Origin of the sequence: Thermosynechococcus sp. PKX82 (assembly GCF_031583255.1) — a bacterium.
GTDB lineage: Bacteria > Cyanobacteriota > Cyanobacteriia > Thermosynechococcales > Thermosynechococcaceae > Thermosynechococcus.
Map to the genome: position 1 here is coordinate 1,742,465 of NZ_CP134169.1, position 17,536 is coordinate 1,760,000.

At 53.9% G+C, this 17,536-nt stretch carries 14 protein-coding genes and 2 rRNA genes (1 of these 16 only partly in view); 12 read left to right on the forward strand and 4 right to left on the reverse strand.

Annotation, left to right across the window (positions count from 1 at the left end; translation table 11 throughout):
* Nucleotides 1-17 precede the first annotated feature (17 nt).
* The 12 genes from RHH53_RS08635 (at nt 18) to RHH53_RS08690 (ending at nt 12,596) form a co-directional block, all read left to right on the forward strand.
* Complete coding sequence (locus RHH53_RS08635) at nt 18-296, forward strand: hypothetical protein (protein ID WP_310743682.1); 279 nt, start codon at nt 18-20, stop codon at nt 294-296.
* Nucleotides 293-613 (forward strand): nucleotidyltransferase family protein, encoded by a 321-nt coding sequence (locus tag RHH53_RS08640; RefSeq protein ID WP_302678071.1) that lies wholly within the window; start codon nt 293-295, stop codon nt 611-613. Before RHH53_RS08635 ends, RHH53_RS08640 begins: the two co-directional genes overlap by 4 nt.
* Before the next feature lie 64 nt (nt 614-677).
* Nucleotides 678-1,505 carry a DNA repair protein RecO gene (recO, locus tag RHH53_RS08645; protein WP_310453686.1) on the forward strand — a complete coding sequence of 276 codons (828 nt, stop codon included), beginning with the start codon at nt 678-680 and terminating at the stop codon, nt 1,503-1,505.
* Complete coding sequence (locus RHH53_RS08650) at nt 1,502-2,803, forward strand: MFS transporter (protein WP_310743683.1); 1,302 nt, start codon at nt 1,502-1,504, stop codon at nt 2,801-2,803. The genes recO and RHH53_RS08650 overlap by 4 nt, the downstream gene beginning before the upstream one ends.
* Nucleotides 2,804-2,894: 91 nt before the next feature.
* Nucleotides 2,895-4,298, forward strand: a complete 1,404-nt coding sequence (locus RHH53_RS08655) for a PP2C family protein-serine/threonine phosphatase (RefSeq protein WP_310438207.1) — start codon at nt 2,895-2,897, stop codon at nt 4,296-4,298.
* 98 nt (nt 4,299-4,396) lie between these two features.
* Complete coding sequence (locus RHH53_RS08660; RefSeq protein ID WP_206199824.1) at nt 4,397-4,729, forward strand: hypothetical protein; 333 nt, start codon at nt 4,397-4,399, stop codon at nt 4,727-4,729.
* Nucleotides 4,730-4,805: 76 nt separating this feature from the next.
* A complete protein-coding gene (gene mutS, locus RHH53_RS08665; protein WP_310743684.1) occupies nt 4,806-7,430 on the forward strand; it encodes a DNA mismatch repair protein MutS in 2,625 nt (874 codons plus the stop codon).
* 49 nt (nt 7,431-7,479) lie between these two features.
* Nucleotides 7,480-8,706 (forward strand): MFS transporter, encoded by a 1,227-nt coding sequence (locus RHH53_RS08670; protein WP_302678074.1) that lies wholly within the window; start codon nt 7,480-7,482, stop codon nt 8,704-8,706.
* Nucleotides 8,707-8,774: 68 nt separating this feature from the next.
* Nucleotides 8,775-10,484: an AarF/ABC1/UbiB kinase family protein gene (locus RHH53_RS08675; protein ID WP_302676140.1), complete on the forward strand. Its 1,710-nt coding sequence runs from the start codon at nt 8,775-8,777 to the stop codon at nt 10,482-10,484.
* Nucleotides 10,485-10,508: 24 nt separating this feature from the next.
* The gene (locus RHH53_RS08680) at nt 10,509-11,231 is read left to right on the forward strand and encodes a Stp1/IreP family PP2C-type Ser/Thr phosphatase (protein WP_302676141.1); all 723 of its coding nucleotides are present in this window, start codon (nt 10,509-10,511) and stop codon (nt 11,229-11,231) included.
* A 17-nt stretch (nt 11,232-11,248) separates the two neighbouring features.
* On the forward strand, nt 11,249-11,428 hold the full coding sequence (locus tag RHH53_RS08685; protein ID WP_206199829.1) for a hypothetical protein: 180 nt from the start codon (nt 11,249-11,251) through the stop codon (nt 11,426-11,428).
* A 34-nt stretch (nt 11,429-11,462) separates the two neighbouring features.
* Nucleotides 11,463-12,596, forward strand: coding sequence for a cob(I)yrinic acid a,c-diamide adenosyltransferase (locus RHH53_RS08690; RefSeq protein WP_302678075.1), 1,134 nt, complete (start codon nt 11,463-11,465; stop codon nt 12,594-12,596).
* Here the strand turns inward: RHH53_RS08690 and RHH53_RS08695 are convergent.
* From RHH53_RS08695 to RHH53_RS08710, 4 genes are all read right to left on the reverse strand, one after another.
* Nucleotides 12,593-12,916: a helix-turn-helix transcriptional regulator gene (locus tag RHH53_RS08695; protein ID WP_302678076.1), complete on the reverse strand. Its 324-nt coding sequence runs from the start codon at nt 12,914-12,916 to the stop codon at nt 12,593-12,595. The two genes, RHH53_RS08690 and RHH53_RS08695, sit on opposite strands and share 4 nt — an antisense overlap.
* The gene (locus tag RHH53_RS08700) at nt 12,916-14,250 is read right to left on the reverse strand and encodes a S41 family peptidase (protein ID WP_225901541.1); all 1,335 of its coding nucleotides are present in this window, start codon (nt 14,248-14,250) and stop codon (nt 12,916-12,918) included. The genes RHH53_RS08695 and RHH53_RS08700 overlap by 1 nt, the downstream gene beginning before the upstream one ends.
* Nucleotides 14,251-14,407: 157 nt before the next feature.
* Nucleotides 14,408-14,524 (reverse strand): 5S ribosomal RNA (gene rrf / locus RHH53_RS08705).
* A 129-nt stretch (nt 14,525-14,653) separates the two neighbouring features.
* A 23S ribosomal RNA gene (locus RHH53_RS08710) occupies nt 14,654-17,536 on the reverse strand; it runs 732 nt beyond the window's last position.

Genomic DNA, 17,536 nt, shown 5'->3' on the forward strand with positions numbered 1-17,536 from the left:
ACAACGGTTCATAAAACATGACGAATAGAGATGCGATGCGTTGGCAACAGCGGTTGCAGAACTTTGGTCGTGTCCTAATCCGCCTAGAAACCGCCTGTGCTCAGGAGGAGTATTCGGAACTAGAGCGAGCCGGTGAAGACACGGAGATACTGCTAGATGCCTTGGCAAGGCGAAATCTCTTGAGCCATACCTACGAAGAGCAAACGACAAAAGAGGCGGAACGACTGATCAAACACAGGTTGACTCCTGTTTTTCGGAAACTGTACAACTGCTTACAGGAAAAATATCAACAATGACGGACGGACTCACCCCAGAAAAACGCAAAGCCATCATTGACACTCTAACGGCCAATCCCAAGGTAGAACGAATCGTCCTCTTTGGCTCACGGGCGATCGGTACCTTCAGAACAACTTCGGATATTGATATTGCCCTCTTTGGCGAGAACCTCACCCTTAGTGATCAAGCTGCCCTTGCCGAGGCGATCGCTGAACTGCCCATTGCCCAACGGGTGGATCTCCTCATCTATCACAGTATTGAGAATGCAACCCTACGGGAAGAGATTAACCAGCATGGGGTGGAATGGTTTGCCCGCAACAAGTTGATCACTGTTTAGGGGACAGGCCGCGATAGGCTAAAAGATAGGCGAACAATCTGCCGCTATTGTCTGGATACTTGGGATGGGTCGCACCTACCGCACAATTGGCATTAACCTCAAGGCCATGCCCCTGGGGGAAAGCGATCGCCTGCTCAGTGTCTTTAGTCGCGATCGCGGGCTGTTGAAGTTAGTCGCCCCCCATAGCCGTGGCTGCCGCTCGAAACTGGGCGGACGGGTGGATTTGTTTGTCGTCAATGACCTTTTTATTAGTCCTGGCCGCAATTTAGATCGCATTCTGCAAGCAGAAACAGTCGCCACCTACCAAGGCCTCAACAGCCACTTGACCACTCTGACCGCTGCCCAATATCTCGGTGAGGTGGTGCTCTACCAAGTCCATCCGCAGCAGCCTCAACCGGATCTCTTTGATTGGCTCTGTACCACCTTAGACCAACTTCAGGGGGTTTCGAGTCGCGCTGCCCTAGCGCTATTGGTGCGCGGCCTGTGGGGCATCTTGCGATTGGGGGGCATTGCCCCAGAATGGTACCAGTGCCATGAAAGTGGCTGCGAAATTGCTGTGCCTGCAGCGGATACCGACTGGCGGGTGGGCTTTAGTTTTGCCAGCGGTGGCGTTTTTATCCTTACAGAAGAAGGGAACGACAGGGGATCTTCGGGGGGCGATCGCCAACTGACAGCCAGTGAAGTGCGCCTCGGGCAATGGCTTGCACTGCCCACCACCCCATCCTTGGCACGGGATGAATTCCTTGCCCAAGCCGAGACCTATCCCCTCAGTGTTTGGCTGTTCCTTGAACGCATATTGCGCCAGTACCTGCAATTTCACCTTGAGCAAACGCTGCAGGTGCCTCCCCTCCTTGATCATTGTTTTTCACCTGTTGCGGTGTCCCAGCCATGACCCTTGAGCAGCAAGACATTCGCATAGATCTCCCCCTACCACCGGTGCCTCCCCTCTGGCAAAACCGCAATTTTATTGCTCTTTGGTTGGCGCAGGTCTGCTCACAGTTGGCTGACAAAATTTACCTTGTATTTGTAATTGCCCTCACTACAGAGTTTTTCCAAGCGGCAGACCAGAGTATTAGTGGCTGGGTGTCAGCAATTATGGTGGCCTTTACGATTCCGGCCATTCTCCTCGGATCGGTGGCGGGGGTGCTGGTGGATCGCTGGTCGAAAAAACAGGTACTTATCGTGACCAATCTCTACCGTGCCCTCCTTGTCTTAGGGATTCCGATCACGATTCTCCTTGGCGCCGGGCAATGGTTTGGGTTTATGGCGCTGTTGCTGATCACGTTTACGATTTCCTGTTTAACCCAATTTTTTGCCCCCGCAGAACAGGCAGCCATTCCGCTGCTGGTGGATAAGTCCCATCTGCTGTCGGCCAACTCCCTCTATACCCTGACGATGATGGCTGCTCTCGTGGTGGGGTTCGCTGCGGGTGAGCCGCTTTTGAATCTTGCGAGCCACTGGCACTCCCAGTGGGGTGGGGCTGTCTTTGTCAGTGCCTGCTATGGCGGGGCAGCACTCCTACTCATGCTGCTGCGGCCACCGGATCAGTGTCATCTGCCACCAAGCCGCTATCGTCAAGTGTGGCAAGAACTCCGCCAAGGCCTTCAGCTTTTGCAGGAATATACAGCCCTGCGTTTTGCCCTGCTGCAACTCATCCTGCTGTTTGCCATTGTCGCGGCGATGTCGGTTTTGGTGGTGCGCCTTGCGGAGGTCTTACCCAGCCTCGATACGGATCAATTTGGGTTTCTTTTGGCGGCTGCGGCCGGCGGACTCGGGCTAGGGGCACTGCTTTTGAATACAGTGGGCAAGCACTTTGCCTACGGCTGGTCGAGTTTATTGGGCTGTTGGGGTATGGGGGGCATGTTTGTTGGTCTGTCCTTGAGTCTAGATTCTTTGGCTTGGAGCATGGGCTACATCATTGGTTTGGGCTTCTTTGCCGCCTTTGTGGCGATTCCAATGCAAACCTTAATTCAACTGATGACCCCAGCCGAACAGCGAGGGGCGATTTTTGGCCTGCAAAATAACCTCGTGAATATTGCCCTCAGTGTGCCCTTGGCGGTGGTTGGTTTAGCGGAGACGTGGTGGGGGCTGCAACCCGTACTCATTGGCTTGGGAGGGGCGATCGCCCTTGGTGGGACGCTGATGACCCTCAACCATCGCAACGGCATGGTGACTGGCGGCCTGCTCTAAAAGTTCCATAAAAAATCTTAAATCCTTTCATCTTGACGTTTTTTGCGCTACGCTGTAGAGTCAATTGACGCTTTTGCTGGCGTAACTTACCATGTCACCTGCCTTCCCCTCATCCTCTACGACCTCCTCTAGCCCTGTGATCGCCCTCAAGGAAATGGTGTCGCGGTTACAGCGGGAAAATAGTAAAATTCAGGAGCTATTGGCCTCCCTGAGCTTTGCGCTGCGGAGTTTCAACAACCTGAATCAATTTTTTGAACTGATCCCGCTGATTACCTGCCGCGTGACGGAGGCGGAGGCCGCGGCCCTGGTTTTATTTCGCGCCGATGGTCAGGCTCGTCTTGAACAACTCCATTGTCACGCCAGCGATCAGTGTCCCAATATTCGCGCCGCCCTAGAAACGGCCACCCGCACCCTTGCCAATAGCGTTGGTATGGCTGCAATTGATGCGGGGAGCGATCGCGAGATCAGCTGTCCTCGGCTTGAGCAACTTTTGGATCAGCAACTGCGAGAACGTCTCCCCCAAGGCATTCAGTTCTACGGCACGGCGATTCTCGTCAAGGATTCGGGACTCACGGAGCGGGGGCGGCTCTACGTTTTTAGTCAGCAACCCGAATACGAGTGGAATGAAACACGGCAGCAACTGTTGCAGGTGATCGCGGATCAAACAGCCGTGGCCATTGCCAATGATGAGTTGGCTCTGAAGTTGCGCGATCGCCAGCGTTTGGATCGGGAACTGGAAATTGGGGCAGAAATTCAACGGCGACTCTTGCCCCACCGCTGCCCCAAAATCCACGGCCTCGAGCTAGCCGCCGAGTGTCGCACCGCCAGTTGGGTGGGGGGAGACTACTATGACTTTATCCCCATTACCTATGGCCTCGGTGATCAAAAGGAGATCGAGCAAGGCCGTTGGGGCATTGCCATTGGGGATGTGATGGGTAAGGGGGTACCGGCCGGATTGATCATGACCATGACCCGCGGCATGCTGCGGGCAGAAGCCCTCAATGGTCACCGTCCCAGTCGAATTTTGCAGCACCTCAATCGGGCGATGCAGCCGGATTTAGAAAGCTCCCATCGCTTTGTTACCCTCTTTTACTCTGAGTACAATCCCCAAACCCGGCTCTTGGCCTACAGTAATGCGGCTCACCTTCCCCCCCTGCTGTGGCGGGCTGAAACGGGGACTATCCATCGGCTAGACACCTACGGCATGCTTATTGGTTTGGATACTCGCAGCCAATATCAAGAGGCAGAAGTGCGACTGCAACCCGGCGACACGGTGGTTTACTACACGGATGGCATCACAGAAGCCGATAATCCGAAAGGTAAACGCTTTGAGGAAGAGCGCCTCGCAGCAGTCTTCAAAGAGGGCTGTGCCAAGGGTTTGGGCGCTCAGGCCTTATTAGACTACATCTTCGATGCCGTTGATGCCTTTACCAATGCCAATGGCCGGCGCAGCGATGATATGACGTTGGTGATTCTGCGAGTCATTGACCAATAGGGGATAGAGCCGCCGCTTGTCCAGCAGTCACCCCAAGCATCTTGACAATAAGATCAATACAAACGGTTAAGATAGCCACAGAGGCGTGTGAGGTGGGGATGCGCTACTTTGTCGAGGTCAGCTTCCGCTGCGATGATGAGGCCATTTGGGATACCCTCACCCGTTATTTGGGTCTTGTCGAAGCGAAAATGCTGAATCAAGCAATGACGCTCCACCATTTTTTTGAAATCCATCCCCTTGTTACTGGTGTGGAAACCTTTGTCCAATCCAGCGAAAGCCAACCCTATCTCTTGATGACTACGTATCCGGAACGCATCAGCAAGGCCAATGTGCAACGTAGCCGCTTTCAAGAGGCAATGTCCATCCTTGGGGAACATAGTCCGGGACTGGCAGAGTGGCTCTTCATGGAGACTACGGGAGATGAGTATTAGGTGCGCTACGCCACGATAGGGAAAACTATAATATAAAGTCCCTTTGGAGCACACCACAGGAAGTTGTGACGTTGCTATGTCCGACGATCGCCCGCTGCCCCATTCTGAGACTGAGTCCCCTGCCCTGCGCTTAGGACGCAACCCTGGTCTACAGGTGCGCCACGATGAGGTGGAGCGATCGCTGTTGACGCCGATGCTGCAGCACTATGCTGAACTCAAAGATGCCTATCCCCAAGCGCTGCTGCTCTACCGCGTAGGCGATTTCTACGAAACCTTTTTTCAAGACGCCTGCACCGTTGCCCGCGAGCTGGAACTGGTGCTCACCGGTAAAGAGGGGGGCAAAGAAGTTGGCCGGGTGGCCATGGCTGGCATTCCCCACCATGCCCTTGAACGCTATTGCCGCACCCTTATTGAAAAGGGCTACGCCATTGCCATCTGCGATCAAGTGGAAGACCCCGCCCAAGCTCAAGGACTGGTGAAGCGGGAAGTGACCCGAGTGTTTACGCCAGGAACGGTGTTGGACACAGAACTGCTCCAACCGCGCCGCAATAATTTTTTAGCTGCTGTTCTGCTTTCTGGGAGCCATTGGGGATTGGCCTATGCCGATGTTTCGACGGGGGAGTTTTGTACCACCCAAAGCAGCGATCGCGCCGAGTTAATTGCTGAACTCAACCGCTTACAACCTGCAGAGATTCTCCTGCCTAGTCAGGCTCCAGACATTAATCGCGTTTTGCGCCCGGGTGAAGCTCAGGATCAATTGCCCCCTGAATTGCCGCCCCAGTGGTGCTACACTCTGCGATCGCCCCAAGATTTTCAGGCAGCGGAAGCACGCCAACGCCTGTGTCAACGTTTTCAGGTCAAATCCCTTGAAGGCTTTGGCTGTGAGCATCTGCCCCTTGCTATGCGGGCGGCCGGTGGCCTCTTGGCCTACTTGGATGAAACCCATCGCCAACAACCGGTGCCCCTGCAAAACCTCAGTACCTACTCCCTCGCCCAGTATCTCTTTCTCGACCCGCAAACCCGCCGCAATCTAGAACTGACGCAAACTGTCCGCGATGGCAGCTTCCAAGGCTCGCTCCTGTGGGCGATCGATCGCACCACAACCGCCATGGGGGGGCGTCTATTACGCCGCTGGCTCCTGCAACCCCTCCTTGATATTGAGCACATCACGGCGCGCCAAGAGGCTATTGCTGAATTAATGGCCAATAGTAGCCTACGTCAGAGTCTGCACCGCCACCTTCAGGAAATCTATGACCTTGAACGCTTAGCCGGTCGCGCCGGCTCAGGGACAGCCAATGCACGGGATCTAGCAGCTCTACGGGACTCCTTCCGCACGTTGGTGTCCTTAGCAGCGGTGGTCGCCGACACTGAATCTCCCTATCTCCAAGCCCTAGCTCAACTTCCTCCCGTAATTGAGCAATTGGCAGAGACCCTCAGCGCAGCCCTTGTGGATCAGCCCCCCATTAGTCTCACCGAAGGGGGTCTCCTGCGATCGGGTGCCTACCCCGAACTAGATCAGCAACGCCAGCAAATTGAGCAAGATCAGCAGTGGATTCTTAATTTAGAAGCCCAAGAACGGCAACGCACAGGCATTACCACGCTCAAAGTGGGCTATACCAAAGTCTTTGGCTACTATCTGAGTGTCTCCCGCGCCAAGCTGAACCAAGTCCCCGATGACTATATCCGCAAACAAACCCTAACAAATGAGGAACGCTTTATCACGGCGGAACTCAAGGAACGGGAAGCACGGCTATTGGCGGCTCAAAGCCATCTTTTTGAACTGGAGTACCAGTATTTTGTGCAGTTGCGGGAGCAGGTGGCCGCTCAGGCCTCAACGATTCGTGAGATTGCGGCAGCGGTGGCAGCGGTAGATGCCCTTTTGGGGTTAGCAGAGGTGGCGTTGTATCAGGGCTATTGCCGACCGCAAATGACCCGCGATCGCCAGCTTCAGATTCACGGCGGGCGCCATCCGGTGGTCGAGCAGATGTTACCAGCGGGGTTTTTCGTTCCCAACGATACGGAACTCGGTACAAGCGCTGATTTGATGGTGCTGACAGGCCCCAATGCCAGTGGCAAAAGTTGTTATCTACGGCAGGTGGGTTTGATTCAACTGCTGGCGCAAATGGGCAGTTATGTGCCCGCCACCAGTGCTACTTTGGGAGTGTGCGATCGCATTTTTACGCGGGTGGGTGCCGTTGACGATCTCGCCACGGGTCAATCTACCTTTATGGTGGAGATGAATGAAACGGCCAATATCCTCAACCATGCGGGCGATCGCTCCCTGGTTCTCCTCGATGAAATTGGGCGCGGTACGGCCACCTTTGATGGGCTGGCGATCGCTTGGTCAGTGGCAGAATACCTAGCCACCACCCTCAAATCCCGCACCATTTTTGCCACCCACTACCACGAACTGAATCAACTGGCAACGCTACTGCCCAATGTGGCCAACTTTCAAGTCGTGGTCAAAGAACTCCCCGACGAGATTATTTTTCTCCACCAAGTCAAGCCCGGCGGTGCCGATCGCTCCTACGGCATTGAAGCGGGACGCCTTGCCGGATTGCCCCCTATCGTGATTCAACGTGCCCGTGAAGTGATGCGCCAAATTGAGAAGCACAGCAAAATTGCCGTGGGACTACGCAAAAGCCAAATGAATGGCACACCAACTACCCCCGAAATTGATCAGGGCGAGCTACCCTTTTAATTCCTTGGCTAGAATAGAAAATGTAACGTTTTGTTAACAAGGGGGATCCGTGGTTCTCCTGCTGAAGTTACCCCCACCCTTGCGGCAAACCCTGTTGAGGCTCATCGTAGCCGGCCTTTTGTTTTGGTCGAGCATTGCGGCAATGTTGCCCACCTTGCCCCTCTACATTGCTGAGAAAGGGGGCACGCCCCATCAGGTGGGGTTTGTCATGGGTGCCTTTGCTGTGGGGCTGATTGCTTCCCGTTCGTGGTTAGGGCCTCTGGCCGATCGCCGGGGACGCAAAATTACACTGCTGATTGGCCTCGCGGTGGCCGCGATCGCTCCCCTGTTTTATATCGTCAGCCACAACCTACCCCTCCTTGTTGTGGTGCGCCTTCTCCATGGCGTGAGCATCGCTGGCTTTACCACCGGCTACATGGCACTGGTGACGGATATTGCCCCACCTGAGCATCGCGGTGAAATCATTGGCTACACCAGCCTTGTCCATCCCATTGGGGTTGCCCTCGGACCGAGTCTCGGCAGTTGGCTGCAAATGAACTACAGTCATAGCTTGGTCTTCATGGTTGCCAGTAGCTTAGCTGCCCTTGGGTTCATGGCTGCCGCAGGCGTGCGGGCGGTGAATATCCCACAGGACTGTGGAGGGTCTCGCCCAGAGAAAGCCCTCTTTTGGCGGCTCTTGCTTTCAGAACGGCTGCGGATTCCCAGCTTGGTGATGCTGAGTGTAGGGCTGACCTTTGGCACGATCGCCACCTTTATTCCCCTGTTTATTGCGGCTGAGCGGCTCGACATTTCCGCAGGGCTGTTTTACTCCGTGGCGGCGATCGCCAGCTTTATCGGTCGTGTGGCCACGGGTTCTGCCTCCGATCGCTGGGGAAGGGGCATTTTTATCTCCGCCAGCCTTGCCTGCTATGTGGTCTCAATGGTGCTCCTCGCTCAAGCCCAAACCCCCTTGGATATCCTCTGGGCGGCGATTCTTGAAGGTCTTGCCGGCGGTGTCCTGATTCCCATGGTCGCTGCCCTGATGGCCGATCGCTCCACCACCGATGAGCGGGGACGGGTTCTCAGCCTCAGTTTAGGGGGCTTTGATCTGGGGATGGCCTTGGCAGGGCCAGTGCTGGGGGGGCTGATTGATCCTTTGGGTTATCGCCTCATCTTTCGCATGGCGGCGGTCTTTAGCCTCTTGGGGCTAACCTTCTTTTTAACCGCTAGTAGCAAAAGCCTGCCCGATTCCCTGCGTTTTGCCCTCGGCATGGGGCGCGATCGCTATGCCCTGTAGCCTATTATTCTTTGGTATCGTTAGGGATTCGTTACAATTTGTTGAGATCACCCACTAGGGAAAAGCGTGTGTCCACACCAGTTTCGGCCAGTTTGACGCCCACCGGCAAATCCTACCGTTGGAATCGCGAGCGTTACTCAAAAACGCGGCGCTTCTTTGATATTTGGTTTTTTGTCTGGCGATTTCTCTTTGGCCGTTGGCTCCTCACCAAATCTTGGAGCTACTGGGGCGGTATGACTGATGCTAAGCGTGCGGCGCGACGCCGTGCCCAAGCGATTTGGATTCGCGAAACCTTCCTTGACCTTGGCCCCACCTTCATTAAACTGGGGCAACTCTTTTCCACCCGTGCCGATCTCTTCCCCAGCGAATACGTCGAAGAACTGAGCAAGCTCCAAGATCGCGTCCCCGCCTTTAGTTACGAGCTAGTCGAAAAAATCATCTACGAAGACTTTGGCCGCCATATCCCTGAACTGTTTCGCAGTTTTGATCCCATCCCCATGGCTGCCGCCAGTCTGGGTCAAGTCCACAAAGCGCAACTGCTCTCAGGCGAAGAAGTGGTGGTCAAAGTCCAACGCCCCGGCCTGCGGCAGTTGTTTGACATTGATCTAGCGATTCTCAAAGGCATTGCCCAATACTTTCAAAACCACCCCAAATGGGGGCAAGGGCGCGACTGGATGGGCATCTACGATGAGTGTTGTCGCATTCTCTACGAAGAAATTGACTACCTCAATGAGGGACGCAATGCCGACACCTTCCGCCGCAACTTTCGCGATCGCGACTGGGCCTGTGTTCCTCGCGTCTATTGGCGCTACACCTCACGGCGTGTGCTCACCCTTGAGTACCTACCGGGGATTAAAATTAGCCACTACGAAGCCCTTGAAGCGGCGGGTCTAGACCGCAAACGCCTTGCTGAACTCGGTGCCAAGGCCTACCTCTATCAAGTTCTTAATGACGGCTTTTTCCACGCTGACCCCCATCCAGGCAACATTGCCGTCAGCCCCAACGGCCAACTGATTTTCTACGACTTTGGCATGATGGGGCGCATTCAACCTGTGACTCGCGATAAATTGCTGAAAACATTTTTAAGCATTGCCCAACGGGATGCCGAACAGGTGGTACAGTGCCTTGTAGAGCTAGGAGCGTTGGTTCCCACAGGCGATCTAGGGCCGGTACGTCGCTCGATTCAGTATCTCCTCGACAATTTCATGAACCAGTCCTTTGAAGCCCAATCGGTGGCTCAAATTAGCGATGACCTCTACGAAATTGCCTATGACCAACCCTTCCGGTTTCCCGCCACCTTTACCTTTGTGATGCGGGCGTTTTCCACCCTAGAGGGGGTAGGCAAAGGACTCGACAAAGACTTTAACTTCATGCAAGTTGCCCAACCATTTGCGACCGAACTTATGACCAACGGAAACTTCCCCGATCCCAGTAATGGCAGTCTTTTCTCTGAACTGAGTCGTCAAGCGGCTCAAGTGGGCAGCAGTGCCATTGGCTTGCCCCGTCGCCTTGAAGAGGTGCTCGATAAACTGGAAAATGGTGATTTGCGCTTGCGCGTCCGTTCCAGTGAGAGCGATCGCATTCTGCGGCGCCTGAGTAACATTAACTTAGGGCTAAATTATGTCGTCCTTATTGGCAGTTTTTCCTTAGTGGCGACAATTTTACTCGTGAACCAGTATCTCCTCTTGGCGGGTGTGGCAGCCGCATTAGCGGTATGGTTTGGTATCCTCTATTGGCGACTAATGCTTAAACTCGATAAGTATGAAAAAATGTTTTAACAAGCAGCCCAACATAGGGGGGTCATGGACGTTGCCGGCTTAACTGATTGTGGTCTGATTCGCAAAAGCAATCAGGATGCTTTTTATGTTGACGAAAAGCATCAGCGTTTTTTTATTGTGGCCGATGGCATGGGTGGGCACGCTGGGGGCGAGGAAGCCAGTCGTTTAGCTGTCGAACATATTCAGGCATTCTTGGAAACCCACCTTGAAGACCTGCAGCATGACCCTGTGACCCTACTCCGCCAAGCCTTTCTCGCTGCCAATCAGGCCATTGTTGAGCAGCAACGCCAAAATACTGCCCGTGCTGATATGGGGACAACGGCTGTGGTGGTTCTCGTTGATGAAAAGGGCGATCGCGCTTGGTGCGCCCATGTGGGCGACTCCCGCATCTACCGCTGGCGCAAAGACCAACTCCAGCAAATTACCAGCGATCACACTTGGATTGCCCAAGCCGTACAACTGGGTAGCTTGACCATTGAGCAGGCGCGGCAGCATCCGTGGCGCCATGTCCTCTCCCAGTGCCTAGGCCGCGAAGACCTCACCCAAATTGATATTCAACCCATTGATCTAGAGCCGGGCGATCGCCTACTGCTGTGCAGTGACGGCTTAACTGAAGAACTCACCGACGAGGTGATCAGTATCTACCTCAGTGAACCCAATGTCGAAAAAGCAGCAACCGCCCTTGTCAATGCAGCTAAAACCCACGGTGGCCGTGACAATGTCACCGTCGTTGTCATTGGTGTTTAACCCATCAAGCAAAACCTATGCAAACGGAATTTATCCGTCTGACCCTACCCCGACATACCCTCTCCCCGCCTTTCCATGAGGCCATCGAACAGACCCTGCAAGCCCATGGTCAGCCCCTGCGTTGGGCGATTACCGCCACCACTACCACAGATCTAACGGTTGAAGCGGTTGTTCTCAAAACCCCACCCCGCCCTTGATACAATCCCTCTAGGTTCTTTGATTCACACCCCTATGACCCGTGCAGGTATTGGCATTCAAACCGCTCAGATTCGCCCCGGACGGGTGAGCGGTCAACTCCACGTCTATGACGGTGCCGGTAAGGGCAAATCCCAAGCTGCCCTCGGGGTTGTTCTGCGCTCCATTGGTCTGGGTATTGCCTCTGCCTGGCCCACTCGGGTACTCTTGTTGCGCTTTCTCAAAGGACCCGGCCGTGCCTATGCCGAAGATGCCGCCATTGAAGCGCTGCAGCGCGGGTTTCCCCATTTAATCGATCAAGTGCGGACGGGGCGCGCAGAATACTTTACCGCCGAAGAAATTACCAAATTTGATCGCCAAGAAGCCCAGCGGGGTTGGGATATTGCCAAGGGAGCGATCGCCTCTGGTCTCTATTCCGTCATTGTTTTAGATGAACTCAACCCCGTCCTAGATTTAGGCCTTTTGCCCGTTGATGAAGTTGTCAACACCCTCCGCCACAAGCCCCAACACCTAGAAATTATTGCCACTGGCCGGGGGGCTCCTGCCCAACTCCTGCAAATTGCTGACCTCCACTCCGAGATGCGTCCCCTTGTGCATCCTACGGCTCAAGAACAGGGCATTGAAGGCATTGAAATCTATACAGGTGACGGCAAAGGCAAGTCCACCAGTGCCCTCGGTAAAGCCCTTCAGGCGATCGGCAAAGGAATTAGCCGCGATCAATCCCACCGTGTGCTCATTCTCCAGTGGCTCAAGGGGGGGCAAGGCTACACCGAAGATGCCGCGATCGCTGCCCTCAAAGAGAGCTATCCCCATTTAGTGGATCATCACCGCTGTGGTCGGGATGCCATTGTCTGGCGCGGTCAGCAGCAGGAAATTGACTACATCGAAGCCGAACGCGGCTGGGAAATTGCTCGAGCCGCCATTGCCTCTGGCCTTTACAAGACCATTATTCTCGATGAACTCAACCCCACCGTTGACCTCGAGCTTCTCCCCGTCGAACCGATTGTCCAAACACTCCTGCGCAAGCCGCGCACCACGGAAATCATTATTACCGGTCGCTGCAAATATCCCCCCGCCTACTTTGAACTCGCCAGCGTCCACTCGGAGATGATCTGCCACAAGCACTATGCTGAAAAAGGCGTTGATCTCAAGCGCGGCATTGATTTTTAAGAACAGATGCGAGCCAGCACCGTTTCCCCCACCGTAAACTGCTGCAAATAGGCCATTAGGACTTCAAATTGGGGACGATTGAGGCGGTAATAGACCCACCGCCCTTCTTGACGCGACAGCACGAGATTGGCTTGCCGCAGTGCCCGCAGATGAAACGAGAGTTTTGAGGGGGTCAGGTGCAGGCGATCGCACAGATCACAGACACATAGCTCCTCCCGATGCAGAATCTCAATCACCTTCAACCGCAACGGCTCCCCAAGGGCATGAAAGGCCAATTGAATCTCAGCGGGGTATTCCTGATCAATCTCTGAAACAACCATCACTGCACCGGACAAGGGACACCAAGGGGCTGGCGAAACTGCTCCTGCTCCCCTGTTTGCGCCGTATTCACAGGCTTAGGCGCTTGACTGCGATAAATGACTTGGCGCAATTGAGCCACCCCTGCTTGGTACAAGCGATCGGCTGCTGTCGTCCACAAACGGGGATTGGTACTCACCTCTTGCGGCAGCGTCACCATTACATTCGGCGTAATCCCTGTGCGGTTAATATCTGTGCCATTGGGCGTGTAGTAATGGGCAACCGTCACCGACAATCCTGAACCATCACTCAATTGATGAATGGATTGTACCAAGGCCTTACCGTAGGTTGGCGTGCCCACCACAATCGCACGACCGTTATCCTGCAATGCCCCTGTGAGAATTTCACTACTGCTAGCAGAGCGGTGATCCACCAAAACCACGAGGGGCAAATTCGTCAATGCCGATTGATTCGCCCGTGCCTGCTCACTGTGGCCACTGCGATCGACCGTACGCACAATCAAACCTTGATTCAACCACATGCGGGCAATATCAATGCCTGCCTGCAATAGTCCTCCTGGATTCCCCCGCAAATCCAAAACAAACCCCTCCACCTTCTCCGCCTCTAGCTTGCGAATCGCCGCGCGCAACTGATCCGCTGCATGGGCAGTAAATTCACTCAGATAGATATAGCCAATGCGGGCACCGCCTTCCTCCTTCACCAGCGATCGCACCGCAGGGAGTTCAATCAATGCCCGTGTCAGCGTCAGGCGAAAGGTACCGCGATTAGGGCGAAACAACTGAAGTTCAATGGGAGTCCCCACCCGCCCCCGAATCCGCCGCGATGCCTCCTCAATCGACATCCGCCGAGTAGAGTGACCATCAATGGCCAGCAGGCGATCGCCCGCCCGAATTCCCGCCTTAGTTGCAGGTGAATTTTCCAGCGGCTCCAAAATGGTCAACTGTTGTGTCTTTTCATCCACCGTCAAGCGAATACCAATCCCCGAAACTTCCCCCGACGTTTGCGTGCGCAAAGCCGTAAACTCCTCTGGAGTCATGAAGCGCGTATAGGGGTCATTCAACTGCTGCAACATTCCCCGAATAGCTGCATAGGCCTGCTCCCGCGACGTATAGCGCTGCGCCAAAAGTTGCCGCCGTACCGCCAGCCAATCCACCTGATTAAACGACTCATCCACATATTCCTGCTGCACAATTTGCCATACCTCATCCACCAACATCTTGGGGCTATCCTGCATTCGTCCATAGCTTGGTAACGCCGCCGCCAGCACCGCTGCCACCACCGAGGAACCCACCAGCACCCAGTGCTGAAGACCCATCAAACGCATGAATTGAGGCATGACCCTAAAAACCTTTTGAGGAGAGCGATATTTGATGCAATATAGACCGAACTACCCATCGATGTCACTCCTCTATCCAAAACCGATCATCCCTTAAACATTTCTTAAAAATCAAGACCCCACCTAGACAACCTAGATGGGGTGGTTTGAATATTTTGCCTAGCACCGAGCTATTTTTGCAGGAGGCGACCCTCCGACTATCTTCACCGCTGCGGCGTTTCACCTCTGAGTTCGGGATGGATCAGCGTGGTTCCACCGCGCCATAGGCACTAGGCGAAACATGAATTTTTCTTGAATTGAGAACCTAGACTAAAGAGTTGCTAGATAAATTCAGGATCAATAACCTTTCAACTAAATAGCGATTGTCAGTATAGTTAATTGAATCAGACACCTGTTGATTGATGAGGTCAAGCCCTCGGTCTATTAGTACTCCTAGACTTCATCCATTACTGGACTTCCATCGAGAGCCTATTAACGGGTGTTCTACCCGTGACCTTACTGGCTTACGCCATGGGAGCACTCATCTTGAGGTGGGCTTCCCACTTAGATGCTTTCAGCGGTTATCCACTCCGCACATGGCTACCCTGCGTTTACCGTTGGCACGATAACAGGTACACCAGAGGTGCGTTCCTCCCGGTCCTCTCGTACTAAGGAGGACTCCTCTCAATGCTCCTACGCCTGCACCGGATATGGACCGAACTGTCTCACGCATGTTGTTCTCGTATCACTACGAGCATGGACTATATCTTCATCCTGACTCTCGCCATTAACGAATCAGGAGCCGACATTTGATGTCTCTGACAACCTCAGAGCATCTCAGCTTACGCTTGATGGCTAACTCAAGCCTAGGCTTCAGTCTCTACGGGATCAAGAGTTGTCGTGATCTCAAGAACTGTTCTACTTGATCAGAGCGAATCGAACGCTTTTTGGAAGCATTCAGCTCACCAAATTGATCCACCTGCTGAGCAAGTTTTAGGAATTGTTCTGGCGTTAATCGCCTTGATTGAACAACTTCCTGTAGAACAGTAATTGCTAAATCACATTGTGGCTTCTTGAGTTTAAGGTAGCTGCGAAGAGTTAGCAGCACTTCTAAGACAGATGGCGCATCAACAATTGCATACTCGCTTAAGCCATCCTTTCGGTCTCTCACAAACCCTGCTTGGAAAATAGACTTTAACCACTCCAAGAAGGAACGATGCGAAGAAGACTGAAAGAAGGTGATGCTAGCACGAATTTGATAACCAAGGATGTAATCCTTACGTCGCACTAGTTGAAGATTGATGCAACCATCACCATCCAAAAAACCAGCAATGTAACTCAGCGTTAAATCGTCTGTCACGAGACTCTTGCTTACCCTCGGTATTGTCTTAATCAGCCGTTCGTCACTGATCAAGATTCTACCGATTTTAGTCGGTTTGCTGCTCCACATTACTGTGAAGTGACGCAATGATTTACGTTCTGAACCCAGCTCACGTACCGCTTTAATGGGCGAACAGCCCAACCCTTGGGACGTACTACCGCCCCAGGTTGCGATGAGCCGACATCGAGGTGCCAAACCTCCCCGTCGATGTGAACTCTTGGGGGAGATCAGCCTGTTATCCCTAGAGTAACTTTTATCCGTTGAGCGACGGCCCTTCCACGCGGAACCGTCGGATCACTAAGGCCGACTTTCGTCTCTGCTCGACTTGTAGGTCTTGCAGTCAAGCTCCCTTATGCCTTTGCACTCTACGGCTGATTTCCGACCAGCCTGAGGGAACCTTTGCGCGCCTCCGTTACCATTTAGGAGGCGACCGCCCCAGTCAAACTGCCCACCTGAAACTGTTCCTTCGCTGGCTAACAGCAGAAGGTTAGAATTCTAGCCTTGCCAGAGTGGTATCTCACCGGCGACTCCATATCCCCCGCAAGGGATACTTCAACGTCTCCCACCTATCCTGCGCAAGCAAAGCCCGAACCCAATTCCAGGCTACAGTAAAGCTTCATAGGGTCTTTCTGTCCGGGTGCAGGTAGTCCGCATCTTCACAGACACTTCTATTTCGCCGAGTCTCTCTCCGAGACAGCGCCCAGATCGTTACGCCTTTCGTGCGGGTCGGAACTTACCCGACAAGGAATTTCGCTACCTTAGGACCGTTATAGTTACGGCCGCCGTTCACCGGGGCTTCGGTCGCCAGCTTCGCTTGCGCTGACCAGCTTCCTTAACCTTCCGGCACTGGGCAGGCGTCAGCCCCCATACATCGTCTTACGACTTAGCGGAGACCTGTGTTTTTGGTAAACAGTCGCCTGGGCCTCTTCACTGCGACCACCTCTCGGTGGCACCCCTTCTCCCGAAGTTACGGGGCCATTTTGCCGAGTTCCTTAGAGAGAGTTATCTCGCGCCCCTTGGTATACTCTACCCCCCCACCTGTGTCGGTTTCGGGTACGGGTATCTTGGCTTAACGTGCTTAGAGCTTTTCTTGGAAGCATGACATCAATCACTTCCCCACCGTAGTGGGTCGTACTCCTGCCTTAGCTCAGAGCGTTTTCACCGCTCCTCAACACCTCGGACAGTTGAACCGGTAACCAACATCCGGCTGATCTAGCCTTCTCCGTCCCTCTGCACAAACCAAGATGAGTACTGGAATATTGACCAGTTGTCCATCGACTACGCCTTTCGGCCTCGCCTTAGGTCCCGACTAACCCTTCGCGGACGAGCCTTCCGAAGGAACCCTTGGGGTTTCGGGGCATTGGATTCTCACCAATGTTTTCGCTACTCAAGCCGACATTCTCACTTCTGCCTCGTCCACACCTGCTTACGCTAGTGCTTCAAACTAATGCAGAACGCTCCCCTACCACTTACGTAGTAAGTCCACAGCTTCGGTACATCACTTAGTCCCGTTCATTTTCGGCGCAGGAACGCTTGACCAGTGAGCTATTACGCACTCTTTTAAGGATGGCTGCTTCTAGGCAAACCTCCTGGTTGTCTGAGCATCCCCACCTCCTTTGCCACTTAGTGATGATTTAGGGACCTTAGCTGGTGGTCTGGGCTGTTTCCCTCTCGACGATGAAGCTTATCCCCCACCGTCTGACTGGCTGTGTGTACACAGGGTATTCAGAGTTTGACTCGATTTGGTACCGCTCTCGCAGCCCGCACCGAATCAGTGCTTTACCCCCCTGCTATAATCACAACCGCTATGCCTCAACATATTTCGGGGAGAACCAGCTAGCTCCGGGTTCGATTGGCATTTCACCCCTAACCACAGCTCATCCGCCGATTTTTCAACATCGGTCGGTGCGAACCTTCACTTGGTGT